The 23864-nt window shown below is 68.4% G+C and carries 14 protein-coding genes; 2 read left to right on the top strand and 12 right to left on the bottom strand.

What is annotated here, in order from left to right:
- Window positions 1–290: 290 nt before the first annotated feature.
- A complete protein-coding gene (locus OG798_RS38535; RefSeq protein ID WP_328758456.1) occupies window positions 291–1307 on the bottom strand; it encodes a hypothetical protein in 1017 nt (338 codons plus the stop codon).
- Window positions 1308–1686: 379 nt separating this feature from the next.
- Here OG798_RS38535 and OG798_RS38530 point away from each other — a divergent pair, with 379 nt between their 5' ends.
- On the top strand, window positions 1687–2061 hold the full coding sequence (locus OG798_RS38530) for an NTP pyrophosphohydrolase (RefSeq protein WP_097224533.1): 375 nt from the start codon (window positions 1687–1689) through the stop codon (window positions 2059–2061).
- 104 nt (window positions 2062–2165) lie between these two features.
- Here OG798_RS38530 and OG798_RS38525 read toward each other — a convergent pair whose 3' ends face one another.
- The 10 genes from OG798_RS38525 to ngcE form a co-directional block, all read right to left on the bottom strand.
- Complete coding sequence (locus OG798_RS38525; protein WP_267063035.1) at window positions 2166–3632, bottom strand: ArnT family glycosyltransferase; 1467 nt, start codon at window positions 3630–3632, stop codon at window positions 2166–2168.
- A 74-nt stretch (window positions 3633–3706) separates the two neighbouring features.
- Window positions 3707–5227, bottom strand: coding sequence for an amino acid permease (locus OG798_RS38520; protein WP_120985553.1), 1521 nt, complete (start codon window positions 5225–5227; stop codon window positions 3707–3709).
- A gap of 153 nt (window positions 5228–5380) precedes the next feature.
- Window positions 5381–7312 (bottom strand): 1-deoxy-D-xylulose-5-phosphate synthase, encoded by a 1932-nt coding sequence (gene dxs, locus OG798_RS38515; RefSeq protein WP_328758455.1) that lies wholly within the window; start codon window positions 7310–7312, stop codon window positions 5381–5383.
- 196 nt (window positions 7313–7508) lie between these two features.
- Window positions 7509–8801, bottom strand: coding sequence for a sugar ABC transporter permease (locus tag OG798_RS38510; protein ID WP_099920202.1), 1293 nt, complete (start codon window positions 8799–8801; stop codon window positions 7509–7511).
- A complete protein-coding gene (locus OG798_RS38505) occupies window positions 8798–9589 on the bottom strand; it encodes an ATP-binding cassette domain-containing protein (RefSeq protein WP_168512090.1) in 792 nt (263 codons plus the stop codon). Before OG798_RS38505 ends, OG798_RS38510 begins: the two co-directional genes overlap by 4 nt.
- Before the next feature lie 203 nt (window positions 9590–9792).
- Entirely contained in the window at window positions 9793–10890 is a 1098-nt protein-coding gene (locus OG798_RS38500; RefSeq protein WP_121414766.1) for a sugar ABC transporter substrate-binding protein, read from the bottom strand.
- Window positions 10891–11023: 133 nt separating this feature from the next.
- Complete coding sequence (locus OG798_RS38495) at window positions 11024–12223, bottom strand: ROK family transcriptional regulator (RefSeq protein ID WP_095852121.1); 1200 nt, start codon at window positions 12221–12223, stop codon at window positions 11024–11026.
- A 551-nt stretch (window positions 12224–12774) separates the two neighbouring features.
- Complete coding sequence (locus OG798_RS38490; protein WP_095852122.1) at window positions 12775–13695, bottom strand: carbohydrate ABC transporter permease; 921 nt, start codon at window positions 13693–13695, stop codon at window positions 12775–12777.
- 1 nt (window position 13696) lies between these two features.
- Window positions 13697–14620: a carbohydrate ABC transporter permease gene (locus OG798_RS38485; RefSeq protein ID WP_067375431.1), complete on the bottom strand. Its 924-nt coding sequence runs from the start codon at window positions 14618–14620 to the stop codon at window positions 13697–13699.
- 59 nt (window positions 14621–14679) lie between these two features.
- Complete coding sequence (gene ngcE, locus OG798_RS38480) at window positions 14680–16131, bottom strand: N-acetylglucosamine/diacetylchitobiose ABC transporter substrate-binding protein (protein WP_095852123.1); 1452 nt, start codon at window positions 16129–16131, stop codon at window positions 14680–14682.
- Between the two features lie 484 nt (window positions 16132–16615).
- Here ngcE and OG798_RS38475 point away from each other — a divergent pair, with 484 nt between their 5' ends.
- On the top strand, window positions 16616–20443 hold the full coding sequence (locus OG798_RS38475) for a GH92 family glycosyl hydrolase (RefSeq protein ID WP_443053957.1): 3828 nt from the start codon (window positions 16616–16618) through the stop codon (window positions 20441–20443).
- Window positions 20444–20511: 68 nt separating this feature from the next.
- On the opposite strand, the gene OG798_RS38470 is transcribed toward OG798_RS38475, so the two are convergent.
- Window positions 20512–23796: a GH92 family glycosyl hydrolase gene (locus tag OG798_RS38470; protein ID WP_328758452.1), complete on the bottom strand. Its 3285-nt coding sequence runs from the start codon at window positions 23794–23796 to the stop codon at window positions 20512–20514.
- Window positions 23797–23864 lie beyond the last annotated feature (68 nt).

Below are 23864 nucleotides of genomic sequence, written 5' to 3'. Positions count from 1 at the left end.
CCCGCCGCCCCTACCCTCCCCCAAGCTCTCGGCTTCGCTCGAGCAGGGGGACCCCCATCATCCCCAGGGGCTCCGCCCCTTCGACCCCGAACCCCGAATCGCCTGAAGGGCTCGTCCTCAAACGCCGGACGGGCTGAAAGATGCGGCGCGACCAGCCCCCACCGGCCCCGCAGCCAAACGAACTCAGGCGGGCGGGGGACGCGGGGCGAAGCCCCCGCCTCAGGGGCGCGGGGAACTGCGCGACCAGCCCCCACCGGGCCCGCAGCCGAAGAACACACCCCACGTTTCTGTCACACCGGGCGCCACGCCTCCAGCGCCAGGCCCGGTTCGTCCTTGCGCCGGGTGAGGAGGAGTTCCTCGCCGCCGGGGGCCAGGGTCGCCGCCACCACACGCCCGTCCTCGTCCTCGGCAAGAGACACCTCGGCCCCGACGGGAAGCCCGGGACCCGACTCGGTCCACCACGCCCCCGCCGCCTCCTGCTCGGTGGGATACGCGGCGAAGACGATCCGACCACTCGCCGACCGCTGCGCGAGCAACGTGCAGTCGTAGCCGTCGAGTTCACAGCGGATCGCCGAGACGGGGCCGGGACCGGCCGACGCGAGCACGGCGACAGGCTTGGTGCCCGGGCGCCACGCGCACACGTCACCCGCCTCGTCGGTGAAGAAGAGGGTGGTGGACGAGGGGGAGGTGGCGAGGGCGCGGAGGGTGCCGGGACGTACCGGTGTCTCCATGGACTCCTGGAGCACCGGCTGCTTGCCCGGCTCCTCCTGGCGCCAGTGGGCGACCCCGTCCGACACGGCCGCGTACAGCTCGACCAGCCCGGACTCCCCCGTCACGGCCGCCAGATCCTCCCGTACGTCACTGCCCTTGAGGTCGCGCCAGAGATCCCAGCCGCCCTTCTCCTTCTGGGCGACCATGCTGACCCCGCCATCCTTGTTGCGCACGAAGACGTGGGCACGCCCCTGCACGTCGACCGCGACGGCCGGCGTACCGGTGCGGTCACCCGTCCTGTTGGGGTGCCCGATCGAGTGCCAGTCGAGCGCGGCGAGCCGTGGCCGGAAGTGCGTGGTGTGCACGAGTCCGGACTCGCCGGGCACGGTGGGGCGCCAGGAGACGAGATGGGCGTAGCCGTCGGCGCCCTGCCCGACGGCGAGGACGGAGTGCAGACGCTGCTCGCCGCCGATGGTGCGCGGTGGGTCCCAGGGGCCGCCGGGGCCGCGCTCCACCCGGCATTGGACGGCGGTGCCCGACAGCAGGTACACACTGAGCCTGCCGTCGCGACCGCGTCTGAGCCATTCGCCGTTCACCGGTTCACTTTAATCCGGAGCCCTCTCGTCATCGCCAGGGGCCCAGGGGGCTGCCCGTGGCCGGTGACAGCCGGCGACGGACGTGCAGGCGCCCGTCGGTGCCGACGACCGCCAGGACGACGGCGCCATGTCCTTGTCGCGGTCGGGCAGCGACACGACGGGGCGCCGCGTTCGGGTGCCCACAGCGCGGCCACGGCGCCCGTACCTCCGTGGCCGCCGAGCCCGGCGCCGGACCCGGACCAGCGGCCGTCGGCGTGTCGGCGGTAGGCCATGACCTGCTGGGCGCCGACCTCCCGGTAGTACAGGCAGGTGCGGCCCGGTTCGGGCCGGTACCAGCGCCATACGGTGTTCAAACGGCCGTTCATGCGACGCTGGTCGGATGACCGACCAGCCTCTGCTCGTGATCATCGACGCCGCCAACGTCGTCGGCTCCGTCCCCGACGGCTGGTGGCGCGACCGCCGGGGTGCCGCGGAGCGGCTGCGGGACCGGCTCGCCCAAGACGGACTGCCCGGGCACGAGGGTCCGGTCGAGCTGGTCCTCGTGGTGGAGGGCGCGGCCAAGGGTGTGGAGTCCGTCCCCGGTGTACGGGTCGTGGAGGCACCCGGCAGCGGCGACGACCGCATCGTGGAGGTGGTGACCGAGGCCGGTGACCGCCCCGTCCTGGTCATCACGGCGGACCGTGAACTGCGGCGCAGGGTGACCGAGTCGGGCGCGGAGGTGGCGGGACCCCGGACGGTACGGGGGCCGTCCTGAGCCGGCGCGCGACCGGTGGGCCGGAGCAGGTCGGCGGGCGAGCGGGTGGGCAAGCCCGGGGCGAGCGGGTAGGGCGAGCCCCGGTGCGCGGCGCGGCCCCGGGGTCAGTCCGGCCGCCCCGCGCGGGCGTACAGCACCGCCCCGTCCACCGTGCCCGCCTCCTCGTACCCCGCGGCCAGCAGCCGGCGCAGTGAGCTGACCCGGTCGGGGGCGTACGGCTTGCCCCGGGAGTCGTCGACGACGAGGGCCGGCGGGTGGGCCGTCAGTTCCGCGCGGAACACCGGCCAGGCGCCCTCGACGGCGTACTTCTCGCCGACCTGGGGACCGTCGCGGCCCCCGCTGTAGTTGGTCAGGAGCCCGGCGGTCAGATAGCGGCTGGCGGGGGTCCGGTTCGCCAGCCAGTACGTCTCCGGGTGTATGCCCCACACGAGGACGCGGTCCCCGGGATCCGTACGGTGGTCCAGGGCGGCGGCGAGGCGCTGGGCATGCCCGAGTTCGGGGCGTGGCGCGAGCAGGCCCCAGGCCAGGAACAGCGCGCAGCAGCCGACCGAGGCGCAGACGGCGGTCACCAGGCGGTCGCGGGGCAGGATCTGGAGCGCGGCTGTCGCCAACAGGGCCACGGCCGGAATGAGTTGCAGGTAGTAGTGGCCGAAGAAGTGGAAGCCGACCAGGACCGCCACCGCCGACGAGCCGAGCCACAGCCAGAGTTCGGCCGCGCCGGTACGGGCCACGCGCAGCGCTCGCAGGATCGGCGGGATCAGGCCCGCGCAGGCCGCCGCGAGGATCCCCGTGTTGGTCAACCCTCGTGACAGGACGTGGAGTTCGGAGCCCCTGAAGGAGATGTAGGCACCCGAACCGGTGGCCGTCCAGAACAGGAATCCCGCCGGGGTGGTGAGCAGCGCCGCGCCGAGGACCGGGGCGACCGCACCAACTCCGAGCCACAGCAGGCCTCTTCGGGGTGCCGTCTCCTGCCGCCACAGCATCCACAGCACCGGCACGAGCACCACCCCGCCGGTCTGCTTGGTCAGGAAGGAGCAGGCCACGGCGACCCCCGCGGCGCCCCAGCGGCACCGGTCGGCGCACCACATCGCGGCCGTCGTGCAGGGCAGTATGAACACCTCGAAGGTCGCCGCCTGCGCGTCCTCGGGGTTGAGCCCGATCGAGACCAGCACGTACAGCACCCCGGCCGTACGCCCGGCCGGATCGCCCCAGCGACGCCGGGCCAGCGAGGCCAGCAGCACGGCGGTCGACAGCTGGGCCACGATCGCGAGGACGCGCACGGACGTGAGCGAACCGGAGCCGAACACCGCGAACGCCGCCTCGTACAGCCACGGCACGAGCGGCGGTTTGCGGTCCACGACGGTCTCGTACAGCTCTCCCCCACCCGCCAGTATCCGCGCCTGTACGGCGAGATAGCCCTCGTCGGGATTCCACAGCGGCCGTACGAAGGAGGGGGCCCGGGTGAGACAGACCAGCACCCCGAGGACGGGCAGCAGCCGTCTCCAGTAGCCGGGGCCCGACATCCGTGACGCGGCTGCGGAGCGTGGTGTTTCCAGGAGCCCGGCGAGCATACGGTGCACGCTATCCGGCCCCGCGGTCTCCACCGAAGCGGGACATACGGGGCCGGAGCATCAATAGGGGCCGATCACTGGGTGTTGGGGCGCGGCGGGTGCACCGCGGCCTCGGTCGTCTCCCCGTGCCGCCCGAGACGGCTGTGCGAGCGGCCGTACAGGAAGTAGACGCCGAAGCCGATCACCATCCAGACCGCGAACCGCAGCCAGGTCTCGGCCGGCAGGTTGAGCATCAGCCAGAGCGAGGCGAGGACGGAGACGATCGGGACGAGCGGGACGAGCGGGGTGCGGAAGGAGCGGGGCAGGTCGGGGCGGGTGTGGCGGAGGATGACGACGCCGATCGCGACGACGACGAAGGCGAAGAGCGTACCGATGTTGACCAGTTCGGCCAGTTCGCTGAGGCTGGTGAAGCCCGCCAGGATCGCGATGATCACGCCGAGCAGGATGGTCGGCCGGTGCGGGGTGCGGAACCTGGGGTGGACCCGGGAGAAGAACCGCGGCAGCAGTCCGTCGCGGCTCATCGCGAAGAAGACCCGGGTCTGGCCGAGCAGCAGGATCATGCAGACCGTGGTCAGACCGACGGCGGCGCCGAAGCTGATGACGCCCGCGTACCAGGGGTGCCCGGTCGCCTTGAAGGCGTCGGCGAGCGGGGCGTCGATGGACAGCCGGTCGTACCTCTGCATGCCGGTGACGACGATCGACACGGCCACGTAGAGAGCGGTGCAGATGAAGAGCGAGCCCATGATGCCGCGCGGCATGTCCCGCTGCGGGTTCTTGGTCTCCTCGGCGGCCGTCGCCACCACGTCGAAGCCGATGAAGGCGAAGAAGACGACGGAGGCGGCGGTGAAGATGCCCATCACGCCGAAGTTGGTGGGTGTGTAGCCGAACATGAGCTGGACGAGCGGGGCATTGAGACTGCTGCCCGCCTCCTGGGCCTGCACCTTGGGGATGAAGGGCGTGTAGTTGTCGCCCACGATGAAGAAGGCGCCCGCGATGATCACGATCAGCACGACGGTGACCTTGATGGCGACGACGACCGTGGTGACGCGGGCGGAGAGCTTCACGCCGATGACCAGGATCGCCGTGAGCACCAGCACCAGCGCGGCGGCGAGGATGTCGAAGCCGAACCCGGAGGACCCCTCGCGCCCGCTGAGATAGTCCGGCAGATGCCAGCCCGCGTTGTCCAGGAGCGAGCGCACGTACCCCGACCAACCGACGGCCACCACCGCCGTGCCGAGCGCGAACTCCAGCACCAGGTCCCAGCCGATGATCCAGGCGGGCAGCTCACCGAGCGAGGCGTACGCGAACGTGTATGCGGACCCCGCCACCGGGACCGTGGAGGCGAACTCCGCGTAGCACAGCGCCGCCAGGGCGCAGACGACACCCGCGACGACGAACGCCAGCGAGACCGCGGGGCCCGCGTTCTCCTTGGCGACCTTGCCGGTGAGGACGAAGATGCCGGTTCCGATGATGACACCGACGCCGAAGACGGTGAGATCCAGAGCCGACAGCGACTTCTTGAGTGCGTGCTCCGGCTCCTCAGTGTCCAAGATCGATTGTTCGACCTTCTTAGTCCTGAAGAGGGTGCTGCTCACGGGCCTACCTCCACGCTTGGTGTCCTCGACATGATCGAGGGGGCGTGTACCGCGCATGCCCCGGTGCGGTCTGATTCACGCAAATGGGCCGGTTTCGCCACCCGTGCGGGGTGGCCAAACCGGCCCAATGGACCTGCGTTCGAAGGTGGTACGTCAGTCGCGGGCGGGCTCCACCGAGTCCACCGCCTGCGCGGCGGCCCCCGGGAAGCGGCCGTCGAGCTTGGAGACGAGACCGGTGACCTGACGGGCGATGTCGGGTGCGGTCAGGCCGATCTCCGCCATGACCTCGGCGCGCGAGGCGTGGTCGAGGAAGCGCGGCGGGATGCCGAAGTCGCGCAGCGGGACGTCGACGCCCGCGTCGCGCAGGGCCTGCGCGATCGTCGAGCCCACGCCGCCCACCCGGGAGTTGTCCTCGACGGTGACGACCACGCGGTGCTGCTCGGCGAGCGGGGCCATGGCCTCGTCGACCGGCTTGACCCAGCGCGGGTCGACGACGGTCGTGGAGATGCCCTGCTGGTCGAGGAGGCCGGCGATCTCCAGGCACATCGGCGCGAGGGCGCCGACGGAGACGAGGAGCACGTCGGGCGCGTCGGTGCCCGGCTCACGCAGCACGTCCATGCCGCCGATCCGACCCACCGCGGGCACCGCCGGACCGACCGCGCCCTTGGAGAAGCGGACCACGGTCGGCGCGTCGGTCACGTCGACGGCCTCGCGCAGCTGGGCGCGGACCTGGTCGGCGTCACGCGGCGCGGCGAGCCTGAGACCCGGCACGACCTGAAGGATCGACATGTCCCACATGCCGTTGTGCGAGGCGCCGTCCGTACCGGTGACACCCGCGCGGTCCAGCACGAACGTCACGCCGCACTTGTGCAGGGCCACGTCCATCAGGACCTGGTCGAAGGCGCGGTTGAGGAAGGTCGCGTAGACCGCGAAGACGGGGTGCAGTCCGCCGGTCGCCAGGCCCGCCGCGGACACGGCGCCATGCTGCTCCGCGATGCCGACGTCGTACACCCGTTTGGGGAAGACCTTGGCGAACTTGTCGAGGCCGACCGGCTGGAGCATCGCGGCCGTGATGGCGACCACGTCCTTGCGCTCCTGGCCGAGCTTGACCATCTCCTCGCCGAAGACGGAGGTCCAGTCGGCGCCGGAGGAGGCGATCGGCAGGCCCGTGTCGGGGTGGATCTTGCCGACGGCGTGGAAGCGGTCCGCCTCGTCCTGCAGGGCGGGCTGGTAGCCGCGGCCCTTCTCGGTGAGGCAGTGCACGATGACCGGGCCGCCGAAGCGCTTGGCGCGGGCCAGCGCCGACTCCAGGGCCTCGATGTCGTGGCCGTCGATCGGGCCGACGTACTTCAGGCCCAGGTCCTCGAACATGCCCTGCGGGGCGATGAAGTCCTTGAGCCCCTTCTTCGCGCCGTGCAGGGTCTCGTAGAGCGGCCTGCCGACGACCGGCGTGCGCTCCAGGAGGTCCTTCCCCCGGGCGAGGAAGCGCTCGTAGCCGTCCGTGGTGCGCAGGGTCGCCAGGTGGTTCGCGAGGCCGCCGATCGTGGGGGCGTACGAACGCTCGTTGTCGTTGACGACGATGACCAGGTGGCGGTCCTTGGCGTCCGCGATGTTGTTGAGCGCCTCCCACGCCATGCCGCCGGTGAGAGCGCCGTCACCGATGACGGCGACCACGTGGTCGTCCTTGTCGAGCACCTCGTTGGCCTTCGCCAGACCGTCGGCCCAGCCGAGGACCGTGGAGGCGTGCGAGTTCTCGATCACGTCGTGCTCGGACTCGGCCTGCGAGGGATAGCCGGACAGGCCGCCCTTCATCTTCAGCTTCGAGAAGTCCTGACGGCCGGTGAGCAGCTTGTGGACGTAGGACTGGTGACCGGTGTCCCACAGCACCCTGTCCTTCGGCGACTCGAAGACGCGGTGCAGGGCGATGGTGAGCTCCACGACACCGAGATTGGGGCCGAGGTGGCCGCCTGTCTTGGAGACCGCGTCGACGAGAAAGGTCCTGATCTCGCCGGCCAGCTGGTCCAGCTGCTCCAGGCTGAGCCGGTCCAGATCGCGCGGTCCCCTGATGCGGGTCAGCAGCGGCACCCGTGCCTCCTTGCAGTAGAGCTGTTCGAGCTTTGCCGGGCCTGTCGAGTCTAATGTTCCGCCAGGACATGACTGTGCCCGGCACCGCCATTGGCACCGGGCACAGGTTCAAAGGGGGCTGCGAGCAGCGCGCCCCTCAGGGGCGCGGGGAACTGCGCGACCAGCCAAAGCCGGCCCGCAGCTTCCCCGTAAACCGCTACGCGCGACCGGCCGTCTTCTGCGTCTTGCGGGTGACGGCGTCGATGACGACCGTGGCGAGAAGCACACCACCGGTGATCATGTACTGGATCGGCGACGCAATGCCCTGCAGCGCCAGACCGTACTGGATGGACACGATCACCAGCACGCCCAGCAGCGCGTTCCACGTACGACCGCGACCACCGAAGAGGCTGGTGCCACCGATGACCGCCGCGGCGATCGCGTTCATCAGGAGGTCACCCGCGCCCGCGCCCTGGTTGGCGGAGGCGATCTTCGAGGCGATGAACAGACCACCGATGGCGGCGAACGTACCGGAGATCGCGAAGACCGAGATCCGGACCATCTCCACGTTGATACCGGCACGCCGGGAGGCCTCGACGCTGCCACCGAGCGCGAAGATCTTCCGGCCGTACGCGGTCCGGCGCAGCACGAAGTCCGTGATCAGCAGCACCGCGATGAAGATCACCACGGCCAGCGGAAGGCCCTTGTACTGGTTGTAGGTGATCGCCACGGCGAAGGCGACGATCGCCAGCAGCGCGGTGCGCAGGATGGTCTCGCTCAGCGGCCGGGACGGCACACCCGCGGCCTCGCGGCGCTTGTTGCCGTAGAAGGAGCTGAGGAAGAACACGGCGGTGACGCCGATGGCGAGCACGTAGGCGGCGGCGACATCGGTGAAGTAGTAGCTGGTCAGCTTGGCGACGAGGCCGTTGCTGTCCAGGTTGATGGTGCCGTTGCTGCCCAGGATCTGGAGCATGAAGCCGTTCCAGAACAGCAGACCCGCCAGGGTGACGGCGAAGGCCGGCACACCGATGCGCGCGAACACGAAGCCGTGGATCGCGCCCGCGACCGTGCCCGTGAGAATGGCCAGCACGAAGGCCAGATACTCGTTCATGCCGTGCGTGACGTTCAGCACCGCGAACGCGGCGCCCGCGACACCGGAGACCGAACCGACCGACAGGTCGATCTCACCGAGCAGCAGCACGAAGACGATACCGACGGCGATCATGCCCGTGCCGACCATGGCGACGGAGATGTCGGACAGGTTGCCCGCGGTGAGGAAGTTGGAGTTCAGGCTCTGGAAGATGATCCAGATGATGACCAGGCCGAGGACGACCGGGATGGAGCCCAGGTCACCGGCCTTCATCTTGCGCTTGAACTCGGAGGCGTAGCCCGCGAAGCCCTGCTCGCGCACGAGGAGCCGGGGGTCGACCGCGGTGACCGCCGCGGCGGCCGCCTCGGGGTTCTCCACGACGTGGTCCTCGGGGGTCTCAGAGGTCTTGTCGATGCTCACTTCTGAGCCTCCCCATTGCTGCGCGCCGCACGACGGGTCACGGCGTTTTCCGTGGCGCCCGTGATGGCGGAGATGATCTCTTCCTGCGAGGTCGACTTGACCTCGAAGATGCCGTTGTTGCGCCCGAGGCGCAGGACGGCGACCTTGTCGGCCACGGCCTTCACATCCGCCATGTTGTGGCTGATGAGGATGACGGCGTGACCGCGCTCACGCAGCCGCTCGACCAGGTCGAGCACCTGGGCGGTCTGTTCGACACCGAGGGCCGCGGTGGGCTCGTCGAGGATGACGAGCTTGGGCTCGCCGAGCATCGAACGGGCGATCGCCACGGTCTGGCGCTGACCGCCGGAGAGCGAGGCGATCGGGATGCGGACGCTGGGGATACGGATGGACAGCGTGTCCAGCAGCTCGCGGGAGCGGCGCTCCATCTCGACCTCGTCCAGGATGCCGCGCTTCTTCAGCTCCCGGCCCAGGTAGAGGTTGCCGACGACGTCGATGTTGTCGCACAGCGCCAGGTCCTGGTACACGGTCGCGATACCGAGGCCCTGGGCGTCTTGCGGCTTGTTGATGTGGACGGTCTTGCCGTCCCACTCGATGGCGCCCTCATCGATGGGGTGCACGCCGGCGATCGTCTTCACCAGCGTGGACTTTCCGGCGCCGTTGTCGCCCACCAGGGCGACCACTTCACCGGCGTGGACCTCAAGCTCTACATCGGTGAGCGCCTGGACGGCACCGAATCGCTTGGAGACCCCGCGCAACGCCAGGACAGGCGTAGCGGACACGTTAACCATCTCCTTCGCCGCCTGACCCGGCGGGAGGTTGTGCAGAAGTTTGTGGAGGGGGGGTGTTCCGTCCGGCGCCCCGCCCTAGCTTTGCGGGGCTGATGGATGCGGGGCGCCGGAGGGGCTTCTATGACGCAAGTCCCGTACGGAAATTCAAGAACGAATTCCCGTACGTGGATAGAGACTTGCGGCGGCTACTTCAGTTGCTCGGACTACTTGATGCCGAGCGCGTCGCACTTGGCCTTGTAGGCGCTCGTGCAGATGTCGCTGACCGTGTAGACGCCGTCCTTGAGGACGGTGTCCTTGATGTTGTCCTTGGTCAGCGAGACGACCGCGACGATGACCGAGGGGATCGCCTTGTCGGTCGGGCTGTCGACCTTGTCCTTGGCGACGGTGTCGAGCGACTTGCCCTGGGCGAGCGCGACAGCCATCTCGGCGGCGGCGTCGGCCTCGGGGGCGTACGGCTTGTAGACGCTCATGAACTGCTCACCGGCGATGATGCGCTGCACACCCGCGAGCTCGGCGTCCTGGCCGGTGACCGGGACGGAGATGCCCGCGGCCTTCAGGGCCGTGATGATACCGCCGGCCATGCCGTCGTTGGCGGAGTAGACGCCGACGACGTTCTTCTTGCCGAGGGCGGAGATGGCGCCCTCCATGTTGGCGTTGGCGTTCTCCGGCTTCCAGTCCTTGGTGTCGTACTCCTTGCCGATGTTCACCTTGCCGTCGAGGACGGAGTGGGCACCGGCCTTGAACTGGGCGGCGTTCGGGTCGGTGGACGACCCGTTCATCATCACGATCTTGCCGGACTTGGCCTTGGAGCCGAGCGCGGTGAGGAGGGCCTCACCCTGCGTCTTGCCGACGGTCGTGTTGTCGAACGACGTGTAACCGCTGATCGGACCCTGGGCGAGACGGTCGTAGGCGACGACGGGGATGCCGGCGTCCTTGGCCTTCTGGACCGAGTTCTTGATGGCCGCGGAGTCCACAGCGTCGACGATCAGGACGTCCACCTTGTCGGTGATCATCGTCTCGACCTGCTGGGCCTGCGTGGTGGCGTCCTGCTTGGCGTTGGCGTACTGGACCGTGCCCTTGCCGTTCGTAAGCTCCTTGACCTTCTTCTCGATCAGCGGCTTGTCGAACTTCTCGTAACGCGCGGTCTGGTTCTCGGGAAGGAGCAGACCGACCTTGATCGCGTCGCCCTTCTTGGCGGAGCTGGAGCTGTCGCTCTTGCCACCGGACTCCTTGGCACTGCCACAAGCAGCCAGCGAAACGGCCATCGCACCAGCGGCAACGGCAAACGCGGCACGACGCATACGCGTGTTCACTCTTGAAACCTCCCTGACGAGGCCGCGTCGTTGCGGCCGAGGTGGCTGGAAGTCAACTCGGCCACGCGTGCGACGTCAAGAAGTAAATACTTAACGAGATGGCAACGGTGCCATGCGTTCTCTAAGTGAAGGCAGGGGCCGCTGCGGACAGCGATCCGTCCAAAAGGGTCGAATCGCCCATCTCGCTGAGTGCGAGAGCGAGCGCCCCGAGGACCTCCGCACGACCGCCAAGTGCCCCTGGCAGCACCGAGAGTTGACGTGCGGCACTGGGGATCGCGTAGCGGCCGACCGACTCTCTGATGGGCCCGAGAACCAGTTCCCCGGCCTCGGCGAGATCGCCGCCGAGGACCACCCGGCTCGGGTTGAGCAGATTGCAGAGATTCGCGACTCCACTGCCGATGTGACGGCCGACATCGGCGATCACCCGACGGCAGCCCGGGTCTCCGTCCCTGGCCAGTCTGACGACGCCCTCCATGGTCAGATCGGTGCCGTGACTGGACTGCAGGAGCGGCAGCACATAGCGCGCCGCCGTGAAGGTCTCCAGGCAGCCCCGGTTGCCACAGCGACAGACAGGACCGGATTCATCAAGGGTGATGTGTCCGATTTCACCTGCCGTGCCGCCGGGCCCGCGGTAGATCTTGCCGTCGATCACCAGCCCGGCGCCGACACCGCTCGCGACCTTGATGTACGCCAGGTCCTTGACCCCGCGCCCACTGCCCCAGACCAGCTCGCCGAGCGCGCCCAGGTTGGCGTCGTTGTCCACGTACACGGGCACGCCGAGCCGCCCCCGCAGCTCCTCGGCGGGCTTCGCGCCGGTCCAGCCCGGCAGGATCGCGGTGGACCCCAGGGTCCCCGACTCCACGTCGATGGGTCCGGGCACGCCGAGCCCCACGCCCGCGATCTTGGACCGGTCCACCCCGGTCGCCGCGATCAGGCGGCTGACCAGCTCTTCCGCCCGGTCGAAGCCCTGTGCGGCGCTCGCGTCCACGTCCAGCGGCTCGGACTCCTCGGCCAGCACCTGGTGGGCGAGGTTCCCGACCGCGACGCGCAGATGCGTATGACCGAAGTCGACGCCGATCACGATGCCGGCGTCACCGCTCAGGGACACGCTGCGGGCCCTGCGGCCACCCGCCGAAGTGGGGGTGACCTCGACCGTTCCGCCGTCCTTGAGCTCCCGGACGATATTGGAAACGGTCGCGGCGGAGAGGCCCGTCGTCCTCGCGATCTCCGCTTGCGTGAGCGAACCGGCAAGGCGCACCGCACGTACGACGCGCTCCAGATTGGCTCGGTGCAGCGACGACTGCGACCCCGGAGTCTCCACGACGACCTCCCGCGTACGAGGCCGCCACGATGAGGCCCCGCCTATGTCCAACTAGTGAACTCTAAGCTGAGCTGTTTGGGTTACCTCCCGTCAAGAGGTTGAGCTGCATCCGGCGCGGATGAGCACACATGTGCGGGACAGACCGGGCCGTAGATCCTTCTATGGCCCAGGTCACACCCCGACTGATTACAAGTTGTCGCCGCCTCCGCCGTACAAGATCAAGACCACGGCGCCGCCCCGCCGGGCGTGGGCTTCCGCGGAACCCCTCCGGGCGGGTGGAGCCTTTTTCGGGGGACCGGGGAATGCGAGACCCGGTGGACGGGATCCAGTGGAGGGGACCTGTCCAGTAAGGGGACCCGGAGCACGCGACCGAGTAGGTGGGATCGAGCAGGCGGGATCGAATACGTGGAACCGAATGTGCGGGACTGAAGAGGCGAAGCCGAATGGGCGGGACCGAGTACGCGTAATCCCCTCCGTGTATCCGGAAGGGATTACGCACTCCAGGAATTTCTCGGTGTTCGACGGATTTGGCGGCCGTTGCCTCGCTCGGCCTACTTGAGAGCCCCAGCCGTCAGCCCCTGGACCACCTGTCGCTGGAAGATGATGTACGCGGCCAGCACCGGGAGCATGGCCATCACCAGGCCCGCGAAGAGGCCCGACCAGTCGCCCTTGTAGCCCTGGCTGGTCGCCAGTTCGACGAGGCCCTGGGAGAGGACCTTCTTGTCGGGGTCGGTGTTCAGCACGGTGGGGAGCATGTACTGGTTCCACTGGCCCAGGAAGTTGAAGATCCCGACGCTGACCAGACCCGGCTTGGCCATCGGCAGCATGATCTGGAAGAAGGTCCTGGTGTGCGAGGCACCGTCGACGAACGCCGCCTCGGCGATCGAGGTCGGCAGCGTCCTGAAGAACGAGGTCAGGAAGAAGACCGTGAACGGCAGCGAGTAGGCGATGTAGACGAGGATCAGACCCGGCAGCGTGTTCAGCAGACTCATGTTGTTCAGGACGTAGAACAACGGCACCAGGGCCAGCATGATCGGGAAACTCATTCCTCCGACGAAGAGGAAGTAAATGAAACGGTTGCCCGGGAACTCGAATCGGGCGAGGACGTAAGCCGCCATCGAGCCGAGCACGAGCGTACCGACCAGCGAGAATCCCACCACGATGAGCGTATTGCCGAAGTAGTCGCTCATATGGGCCTGCGACCACGCGCGCGACCAGTTGTCGAAGTGCAGTTTGTCCGGCAGCGACCAGGGCGAGCTGAAAATGGAGTCGTCGTCCTTGAAAGACGTCATCACCGCCCACAGCAGGGGCAGTACGACCATGATCGCCCAGATGATGAGAATGCCGTGCGAGAAGGCGTTGAGGATGCCGCCCTCACTGCTCTTCGCCTTTTCCGGCGGCGCCTTCTCCTTCACCACCTGAGGACGGTCCTCGACCGGTTCCACGGGCGGCGGGGTGTCAGTGGTCTTCATGCTAGAACTCCAACCGCTCGCGCCGGCCCAGTCGCATCACGATCGCCGCGAACAGCAGCGTGACGATGAGCAGCGCGACACCGATCGTGGTGGCGTAGGCGGCGTTCGCGTCACGGAACGCCGATTGGTACACGTACAGCGGAAGGACCGTGGTCGAGTAGTCGGGGCCGCCGGGACCCACGGTCATGATCTGTACGGCGGCGAACGCCTCGGCGCCGAGCGCCAGGATCCCCATGTACACCCATCCCGACTGCACGGTGTCCCAGAGCAGCGGAAGGGTGATCTTGAAGAAGGTGGTGGCGCGGCTCGCGCCGTCGAGCAGCGCGGCCTCGTAGAAGTCCTTCGGAATCGAGGCCATGCCCGCCGAGAACAGCACGACGAAGAACCCGACCGTGCTCCACAGCAGCACCGCCATCACACACCACAGGGCGAGGTTCGGGTCGCCCAGCCAGTCCGGCTGGACACTGCCGAGGCCGATGGCCTTCAACGTCCCGTTGATCACCCCGTCGTTGGGGTTGTAGGCGAATTGGAAAAGCAGGGAGACGATCGCGATCGACAGCACCTGCGGGAAGAAGTAGGCGATTTTGTAGAAACCCGAACCGCGCACTCCGGTGATGGCGGCGCCCTTTCGGCGCCGCCCACCGACATTGAGCATGAAGGCGAAGAAGAGCGCGAGGCCCAGCGTCACCAGCGGCAGCAGCAACGCGAACAGCAGACTGTGCTGCAACGACTTCCAGAAGATGTCGTCGTGCAGCATTCTGGTGTAGTTGGCGAAACCGACCATCTTGAAGTCGGGGCTCAGACCGGTCCAGTCCGTGAACGAGTAGTAGATGGCCTGGACGAAGGGCCAGATCACGAAGATCGCGTACAACGCCAAGGGGGCCACCAAGAACCCCACAATGAACCGGTACTTGCCGTGTTGCATGGTTACCGACCCCGATCGAATCGCGGATGCCACCGCCGGCGACGCGTGGACACGCGCCGCTACTGGTGCTTGTAGTGCTTGATGGACTGGTCCTTGGCCGCCGCGTCCGCGTAGCCCTGGATCTTCTTGATGGCCTCGGCCGGGGTCAGCCGTCCTGCCATCATCTCGCCGAGACCGGCGACACCGATCTGCTCCTTCTGAAGCTTCACGTACCAGTCCTGGAGCCGGGGGTTGACCACGTTGGTCCCGGCCTTGTCCAGGGCCGCGACACCGGACTTGAGGCCCGGGGTCAGCGTGATGCCGTCGGTACCGCCGTTGTAGGCGGTCAGCGACTTCACCTGGCTGGTGAAGTTCTTCGACGAGGCCTCACTGAGCATGATGCGCAGCTGCTCCATGCCTCCCTCGGGGTTGTTCGCCTTGGCCGGCACGATGAAGGGCTCGCCGCCGGAGGCCCAGATGGTGCCGAACGGCATCTTGTCGGAGCTGTCCAGACCGGTCGGGCCGCTGACGGCCAGGTTGAAGTCCTTCGGGATGACGTTCGCGGACTCGTTCTCCACCCAGGAGCCGTTCGGGATGAAGAGCGCCTTGCCCTTGGCCCAGGCGGTCTGCGACTGGATGTGGTCGATGCCCGGGGTGCCCTGGAGGATGTAACCCTTCTTGTAGAGCTCGTAGTACGCCTCGAACGCCGACTTGACGGCCGGGTCCTTCCAGGCGTTGGGCTCCAGGTTGTCGATCTTGTCGAGCACCTCCCGGCCGCCGATCTTGGCGATGAAGGGGTAGAGCGAGAACGGCAGGTAGTAGGGGTACTTGCCCGCGTACGTCCAGCCGGCCACGCCCTTCTTCTTCGCCTTCTCGCACAGCGCGAGCATCGCGTCCCAGGTCTCGGGGTACGTCGCGTCGAGCTTGTCGAGGGCGGTCTGCGAGTACCAGACGCCGTAGACGGTGTACGCGTAGTACATGATCCAGACCGGCGCGCCGTCGAACTGGCCCATCTCCACGATGCCGGGACGCAGCGTGTCGCGGACCTTCTTCGACGGGTCGTCGATGGACGGCGCGTCGAGGAGCGGAGTCAGGTCGGTGAGCTGCTTCTTGCCGACGAGCACGCCCATGTCCATCTGCTGGGCGCCGGAGTTGTCGATCAGGTCCGGCGGGGTGCCGCCGTTGAACTTGGGCTGCAGTTCGGACTGGATCTTCTGGGTCGCATGGAAGTTGACCTTGGCCTTCGGGTAGGCCGTCTTGTACTGGGCGTTGGCGTCGGTCGCGTACTTCGTACCGAATCCGCCGTCGAAGATGACGACGGCGAGCGGGGCCGTCTCGTTGACGCCCAGCGGGTTCTTCGTGGTCTTCTTGCCGGCCTTGGCCTTGTCACCGGAACCGCTGTCGCTGCTCGCGCAAGCGGACAAAAAGCTCATCGTCGGTACGGAAATCAGGCCGAGTGCCGCGGACCGCTTGATCAGGTCACGGCGGCCGACACCCTCGGTGTTGCTGTTCTCGGCGGAAGTGGATCCCATGCTCAAGTCCTCGCCTTCTCCAGGACTCAGGCGGTGAACCGGATCCTCCCCGGCACCGCGGTTAGGTCAAGCTGGGGTCGTGCGTGAGGGATTCAGTCGGTCAACGCGGCGATCCCTGCCCGTCACACTGGCCGCCGACGCCCGATTCCCCCCGGGACGTGCCTGCCCGCGGCCGTCGAACGGCTGGGCGGGTGCCGACAGGTATAGTCCACTTCCCGTCAGCGGAGCAAGATCGAAAGCGGGTTTACCCGCGGGTCTTTTCCGAGTTGAGACCTCGCGGAAATATGGCGCGTCCGCGACTTCCCCAGAGGAAGATCGACAGGGCACCAATCTCCCACCATGGGAGTAATGCGCAGCTCGTCGCACGATATTCATCCCGGGCGCCACATCCAACACCCTTGACACCGCTGACAACTTGACTCCCTACTGGTCCTTGCGCAGCAAATTTGACAACGTTGTCCAATGCCAGGGAGGGTGCTCGCGCATGCAGCACAGAGCTCGGTACAGACGGAGTTCTTCGGTTCGGCTCAGATGGGGTTCCTCAACGATAATGGGGGTGGTAGCGCTTTCCCTGGTAGTGGCCTCGCAGGGCACCGCGATTGCCCTTCCGGCCCAAACGGCGTCCACCGACCGCGAGTTCGCCTCCTCGTTCGAATCAGGCGATCCGGCACCGACCTGGCTCAACACGGTGGACACCGGAGCAGACGGCGCAAAGCGCGCGTCGGGTGTCGACGGCGGCTACAGCAGCGGCATCCCCGGCAATGTCACCGACCACGTCACGGACGTCAGGGCGAGCGGCGAGAACACCGGCGGCGGCGAGGTGAAGGAGAACCTCGTCGACGACGAGTCGAGCACCAAGTGGCTGACCTTCGAGCCGACCGGCTGGGCGGAGTTCGACTTCGACGCCCCGGTCAAGGTGGTCACGTACGCGCTGACGTCGGCCAACGACCACGACGAGCGCGACCCCCAGGACTGGACGCTCCAGGGCTCCACGGACGGCAAGGACTGGAAGACCCTCGACACCCGTTCCGGCGAGTCCTTCGGCGAGCGGTTCCAGACGAAGTCGTACGACATCGCGAGCCCCGTCGAGTACCAGCACTTCCGGCTCGGCGTCACCAAGAACAACGGCGGTGACATACTCCAGCTCGCCGACGTCCAGTTCTCCACGGGACAGAGCGACGACCCGACGCCCAAGGACATGCTCTCGCTGGTGGACCGGGGCCCGAGCGGCTCCCCCACCGCGAAGGCCGGCGCGGGCTTCACGGGCAAGCGGGCCCTGCGCTACGCCGGTACGCACAAGGCGGACGGCCGGGCGTACTCGTACAACAAGGTCTTCGACGTGAACGTGGGTGTCGGGCGCGACACCGAGCTGTCGTACCGGATCTTCCCCTCGATGGCGGACGGCGACCGGGACTACGACGCCACGAACGTGTCGGTGGACCTGGCGTTCACGGACGGCACCTATCTGAGTGACCTGAACGCGGTCGACCAGCACGGGTTCGCGCTGACGCCGCAGGGCCAGGGCGCGGCCAAGGTGCTGTACGTCAACCAGTGGAACAACGTCGCCTCGCGGATCGGTTCGGTCGCGACCGGAAAGACCGTCGACCGGATACTCCTCGCGTACGACTCCCCCCAGGGCCCGGCGAAGTTCCGCGGCTGGCTGGACGACGTGGCGCTGAAGACCGTGGCTCCCGAGAAGCCCAAGGCGCATCTGGCCGACTACGCGCTGACGACCCGCGGCACCAACTCCAGCGGGGGCTTCTCGCGCGGCAACAACTTCCCGGCGACGGCCGTCCCCCACGGCTTCAACTTCTGGACGCCGGTGACCAACGCGGGCTCGCTGAGCTGGCTGTACGACTACGCGCGCGCCAACAACGCGGACAACCTGCCGACCATCGAGGCGTTCAGCGCGAGCCACGAGCCGAGCCCCTGGATGGGTGACCGGCAGACCTTCCAGGTGATGCCCTCGGCCGCCTCGGGCACCCCCGACACCGGCCGCACCGCCCGCGCGCTCGCCTTCCGGCACGAGAACGAGACCGCGCGCCCGTACTACTACGGCGTGACCTTCGAGAACGGTCTCAAGGCGGAGATGGCGCCCACCGACCATGCCGCGGCCCTGCGCTTCACCTATCCGGGTGAGGACGCGAGCGTGCTCTTCGACAACGTGACCGAGCAGGCGGGCCTCACGCTGGACAAGGACAACGGGATCGTCACCGGCTACTCGGACGTCAAGTCCGGGCTGTCGACGGGTGCGACCCGGCTCTTCGTCTACGGGGTGTTCGACGCGCCGGTGACGGACGGCGGCTCGTCCGGCGTCAAGGGGTACCTGAAGTTCAAGCCCGGCGCCGATCACACGGTCACCCTGCGCCTGGCGACCTCCCTCATCAGCATCGACCAGGCCAAGGACAACCTGCGCCAGGAGATCCCCGACGGCACGTCGTTCGGGACCGTCAAGGAGCGGGCGCGCAAGGCGTGGGACAAGCTGTTCGGCAAGGTCGAGGTCGAGGGCGCGACGCCGGACCAGCTGACCACGCTGTACTCCAGCATGTACCGGCTGTACCTGTACCCCAACTCCGGCTTCGAGAAGGTCGGTTCGAAGTACCAGTACGCCTCGCCGTTCTCCGCGATGCCCGGCCCCGACACTCCCACCCACACCGGCGCGAAGATCGTCGACGGCAAGGTGTACGTCAACAACGGCTTCTGGGACACCTATCGGACGACCTGGCCGGCGTACTCCTTCCTGACGCCCTCTCAGGCGGGTGAGATGGTCGACGGGTTCGTGCAGCAGTACAAGGACGGCGGCTGGACCTCGCGCTGGTCCTCCCCCGGGTACGCGGACCTGATGACCGGCACCTCCTCGGACGTGGCGTTCGCGGACGCGTACGTCAAGGGCGTGGACTTCGACGCGGAGGCGGCCTACGACGCCGCGCTGAAGAACGCGACCGTCGTCCCGCCGGCCTCCGGCGTGGGCCGCAAGGGCATGTCGACGTCCCCCTTCCTCGGCTACACCAGCACCGCCACCGGTGAGGGCCTCTCGTGGGCGATGGAGGGATACGTCAACGACTACGGCATCGCCGAGATGGGCCAGGCCCTCTACAAGAAGACCGGCAAGAAGCGCTACAAGGAGGAGTCCGCGTACTTCCTCAACCGGGCCCAGGACTATGTGAACCTCTTCGACTCGAAGGCCGGGTTCTTCCAGGGCCGCGACGCGCAGGGCAACTGGCGTCTCGACTCCTCGAAGTACGACCCGCGGGTGTGGGGCTACGACTACACCGAGACGAACGGCTGGGGGTACGCCTTCACCGCGCCGCAGGACTCACGGGGCCTCGCCAACCTGTACGGCGGCCGGAGCGGGCTGGCCCAGAAGCTCGACACGTACTTCGCCACCCCGGAGACGGCCTCGCCGGACTTCGTGGGCTCCTACGGTGGGGTCATCCATGAGATGACCGAGGCGCGTGACGTACGGCTGGGCATGTACGGGCACTCCAACCAGGTGGCCCACCACGTGAACTACATGTACGACGCGGCGGGTCAGCCCTGGAAGACGCAGAAGAACGTCCGCGAGGTCCTCTCCCGCCTCTACACCGGCAGCGAGATCGGGCAGGGCTACCACGGCGACGAGGACAACGGCGAGCAGTCCGCGTGGTACCTCTTCTCCTCGCTCGGCTTCTACCCGCTGGTGATGGGCAGCGGCGAATACGCCATCGGCTCCCCGCTGTTCACCAAGGCGACCGTGCACCTGGAGAACGGCAAGGACCTGGTCGTCAAGGCGCCGAAGAACAGCGCGAAGAACGTGTACGTGCAGGGTGTGAAGTTCAACGGCAAGCGCTGGACGTCGACTTCGCTCCCCCACTCGCTCATCTCCCGTGGTGGTGTACTGGAGTTCGACATGGGCTCCAAGCCGTCGTCGTGGGGCACGGGCAAGGACGCGGCGCCCGTGTCGATCACCGAGGACGACAAGGTGCCCACGCCCCGCGCGGACGTCCTCAAGGGTGACGGCGCGCTCTTCGACAACACCTCGGCGACGGACGCCACGGTCACCTCGGTCGACCTGCCGACGTCCGCCGCGGCCAAGGGGGTCCAGTACACCCTGACCTCGTCCGCGGATCACTCCAAGGCCCCGGGGGGCTGGGTCCTGCAGGGCTCCTCCGACGGCACCACGTGGACCGACCTCGACAAGCGCACCGGCGAGTCCTTCACCTGGGACAAGCAGACCCGGGTGTTCTCGGTCGCGCATCCGGGCTCGTACGCGCACTACCGCCTGGTCCTCGACAGCGAGGCGACGCTCGCGGAGGTGGAACTGCTGGGCTGACACCCTCACACGGACGGGGCGGGCGCGGAGATCACTCTCCGCGCCCGCCCTGTTGTGCGGCCGGGGTCTCAGTTCACCGCGAGGGTGAACACGTGCAGATCCGCGTTGTCCGGCAGCTTCACGCTCTTGACGGTCTTGCCGGACGGGGCCTGGAAGGGCTTGGTGGCGAAGACGTACGTGGCCACCGGGTCCTTGTCGGCGCCCGCGACATTGCGGTACGCGGTCCTGGCGACGGTCTCGTTGCCGTACTGGACGGTGCCGCCTCCGCCGCCGACGGTCCAGTCGGTGAAGGAGAGGTCGACGGAGTCCGTGCTGCCGTCGGTGTAGGTGAGGGTCGCGTGGGTCTGCTGGTTGCCGTTGACCGCGCTGCCGATGAAGGACAACCGGTCGGCCGGATGGGCGAGTTCGATGGTCTGGGCGGTCGCCGAGGCGTTGTCGGGACGGCCGGTGGGCGAGTCGGGCCAGGTGTAGGTGAGGCCGTCCACGGTGCCCTGGGTGCCGGGGGTCAGGCCGGCGGCGGCGAGGGCCTGACGGGAGTAGCTCCAGCCGCCGCCGTCGTAGTCGGCCTCGTCGTGGTCGCCGGTGTCGTCGGAGACACCGGTGTTGTTGTAGGCGGCCAGGAGGGAGCCGGGTGCCGCGACGGTCAGCGCCACCGGCTGCTCGTACGAGGTGGCGGCCGACGTCACGGTGACCTTGACGTCGTAGAAGCCCTGCTGGGCGGTGTCACCGGCGGACAGGGTGATCTCCTGGGCGCCGTCGGTCACGGTGCCCTCGGCGGGGGTCGCGGTCACGCCGGCCGGGGTGACCACCTTGAAGCGGACCTCGGGGCCGGTGCCGCCGCTCAGCGCGAGGGCACGGATGTCGAGCTTGGTGCTGCCGCCGGGTGCGAGCGTCGCCGTGGTCGGGCCGACACCGATCTGGTACGGCTGCTCGCCCTCACGGAAGGACGGCGGGGCGGCCGCCGGGTCACTGCCCCAGGTGCCGTTCGGGGTACCGGAGAGGGTGTAGTCGAGCGTGCCGCCGTCGCGGACGAATGAGGCGGGAAGCCACGGGCGGTCGCTGGTACGGCCGTCGACCTTCAGCGACTGCACGTACGGGACGTCGGCGGCGGCGCCGTTCGCGCGGATCTCGATGTCGTTGCCCCCGGGCCGGTTGATCTCCACCCGTGTGAACAGCGGTGAGGCGAGGACGAGTTCGGCGCGCGAGGGGACCTGCGGATACATGCCGAGCGCGGAGAAGACGTACCAGGACGACATCTCCCCCAGGTCGTCGTTCCCGGGGATGCCGCCCGGCTGGGTCGACCACAACCCCTTCATCGCGGCGCGGACGGTCTCCTGTGTCTTGTACGGCGCGCCCGCGTAGGCGTACAGGTAGGGCACGTTGATCGAGGGCTCATTGTCCAGCTCCGACTTGTCGCCACCGCTGCCCGAGAAGGCCCAGCTGCCGTCGGCGTTGTGGAAGAAGGCGTCGAGGCGGTCGAGTGCCTTGTCCCGGCCGCCCATCGCGGCGAAGAGCCCGGCCGGGTTGTGCTGCACCATCCAGGTGTACTGGGCGGCCGTACCCTCCACGAATCCGTTGCCGGTCGCCGGGGTGAAGCCGGTGACCCAGCTGCCGTCCGCCTTGCGGTTCGCGATGTAGCCGCCGCTCGGGTCGGCCGCGATGTTGAAGTTGTTCTGCCACCACTGAGAGCGCCGGGCGAAGTCGGCGGCCGTCTGCTTCTTCCCCGCCGCCGTGGCGAGCTGGGAGAGCGCGAAGTCCGCGCCGGACATCTCGAGGGTCTCGGCGGCGCCGCCCCAGGCGTTGGACACGGACGGCATGTAGTGCTGCTCGAGGTACTTGTCCAGCGACGGCCGCTGCCCGACGGACAGGACCGGCTTGCCCGAGGAGGAGAGGTCGCCCTCGGTCGGCACGGTCGCCGCCTTGACCAGCGAGTCCAGCGCGCCGCGCAGGTCGAAGTCGGTGCCGCCGAAGGCCCGGATGCCGGCGAGCGCGGTCGGGGACGGGTCGCCGTTCATGACGTGGGTGCCGCTCGCGCCGTGCAGCCAGCGGTCCCAGACGCCGCCGTTCTGCCGGGCGAGTTCGAGCAGCGACTGCGCGATGTCGGAGCCGGTGTCCGGGCTGAGCAGGGTCAGCAGCTGGACCTGGGAGCGGTAGACGTCCCAGCCGGAGAAGGTGCCGTACTGGGCCCGGTGGCCGCGGCCGACGACATGGACCTTGTCGTCGGGGCCCCGGTATCTGCGGTCGGCGTCACTGATGACGTTCGGGTGCAGAAGGGCGTGGTAGAGCGCGGTGTAGAAGGTGGTGCGGTCGCTGTCGCTGCCGCCGCCGACCCTGATCGCGCCGAGCTGGTCGCGCCAGGCCCGGTGGGCGGCGTCCTGGACCGAGGCGAAGGAGCGGGACGGCGGGTTCTCGGCCGCGAGGTTGGTGGCCGCGCCGGCCTGGCTGACGTACGAGATGCCGACCTTGACGTTCACGGGGTCGGCGCCGGGCTCGAACTCCACATAGCCGCCCGCGCCCTTGCCCGCGACGGGACGGCCGCCGCTCGCGAAGCCGCCGGTACCGCCGCTCGCCTCCGTGGACCCCGGGCTCAGCTTGTCGTCCTGCCAGGTGCCGGTCGACTTGAAGTCGCGGTCGAAGCGGGCGGTGAAGTAGAGCGTGTAGTAGGCGCGTTGGCCCTCGGGGTCGAGGTAGCCGCAGAAGTTCCCGGAGGTGACGGACCCGGAGACCGTACGGGTCGCCGGGTCGATCTTCAGGGTCGAATCGGTCGACCCGACCTCGGAGTTGGCGCTGCGGACCAGGAGCGAGGCGGGCTTGTCGGCGGGGAAGGTGAAGCGGCCCGAGCCGGTGCGCGCGGTCGCGGCGAGGTCGGCGGTGACACCGGAGGCGAGGCCGACCTTGTAGTGGCCGGGCTCGGCGGTCTCGTCGGTGTGCGCGAAGTCGGCCGCGTACACCGCGTCCTTCGTGTCGCTCGCCGGGGAGGACGTGACCTCGCCGGCGTACGGGAAGAAGGGGATGTCGCCGCTGCCTCCCGCGCAGCCCGTGCCGGACATGTGGGTGAGGCTGAAGCCCCTGATGCGGGTGGCGTCGTACTGGTAACCGCCGGGCGCGGCCGTACGGGTGGCGTCGCCACGGGTGTTCTCGGGACTCCAGGAGAGCATGCCGAAGGGGACGACGGCGCCGGGGAAGACGTTGCCGCCGTTCTTGGTGCCGATGAGCGGGTCGACGTAGGTGGTGGGGTCTCGGACGAGGTCGGGTGATGCGGCGGTGGCGGCCGCCGCGGGGGTGACGGCGGGGGTGATCCCGGCGGCCGCCAGGGCGACGGCGAGCAGGACGGATGACGGACGGAAACGCATGACGCGGCCCCTCCTCCTTCGGACGGGTCGCGCACCACAGGTCGCACAAGCCGCAGGGACAGTAACGT

The sequence above is a fragment of the Streptomyces sp. NBC_00271 genome (assembly GCF_036178845.1).
Lineage (GTDB): Bacteria > Actinomycetota > Actinomycetes > Streptomycetales > Streptomycetaceae > Streptomyces.
This window is presented reverse-complemented; position numbering and strand designations above follow the sequence as displayed.

What these genes read in the sequence shown, in the direction of transcription:
- OG798_RS38530 (WP_097224533.1), top strand. Translation starts at nt 1,687, where the DNA reads ATGACCGACCAGCCTCTGCTCGTGATCATCGACGCCGCCAACGTCGTC.
- OG798_RS38525 (WP_267063035.1), bottom strand. Translation starts at nt 3,632, where the DNA reads ATGCTCGCCGGGCTCCTGGAAACACCACGCTCCGCAGCCGCGTCACGG.
- OG798_RS38505 (WP_168512090.1), bottom strand. Translation starts at nt 9,589, where the DNA reads ATGGTTAACGTGTCCGCTACGCCTGTCCTGGCGTTGCGCGGGGTCTCC.
- OG798_RS38500 (WP_121414766.1), bottom strand. Translation starts at nt 10,890, where the DNA reads ATGCGTCGTGCCGCGTTTGCCGTTGCCGCTGGTGCGATGGCCGTTTCG.
- OG798_RS38490 (WP_095852122.1), bottom strand. Translation starts at nt 13,695, where the DNA reads ATGAAGACCACTGACACCCCGCCGCCCGTGGAACCGGTCGAGGACCGT.
- OG798_RS38485 (WP_067375431.1), bottom strand. Translation starts at nt 14,620, where the DNA reads ATGCAACACGGCAAGTACCGGTTCATTGTGGGGTTCTTGGTGGCCCCC.
- ngcE (WP_095852123.1), bottom strand. Translation starts at nt 16,131, where the DNA reads ATGGGATCCACTTCCGCCGAGAACAGCAACACCGAGGGTGTCGGCCGC.
- OG798_RS38475 (WP_443053957.1), top strand. Translation starts at nt 16,616, where the DNA reads ATGCAGCACAGAGCTCGGTACAGACGGAGTTCTTCGGTTCGGCTCAGA.
- OG798_RS38470 (WP_328758452.1), bottom strand. Translation starts at nt 23,796, where the DNA reads ATGCGTTTCCGTCCGTCATCCGTCCTGCTCGCCGTCGCCCTGGCGGCC.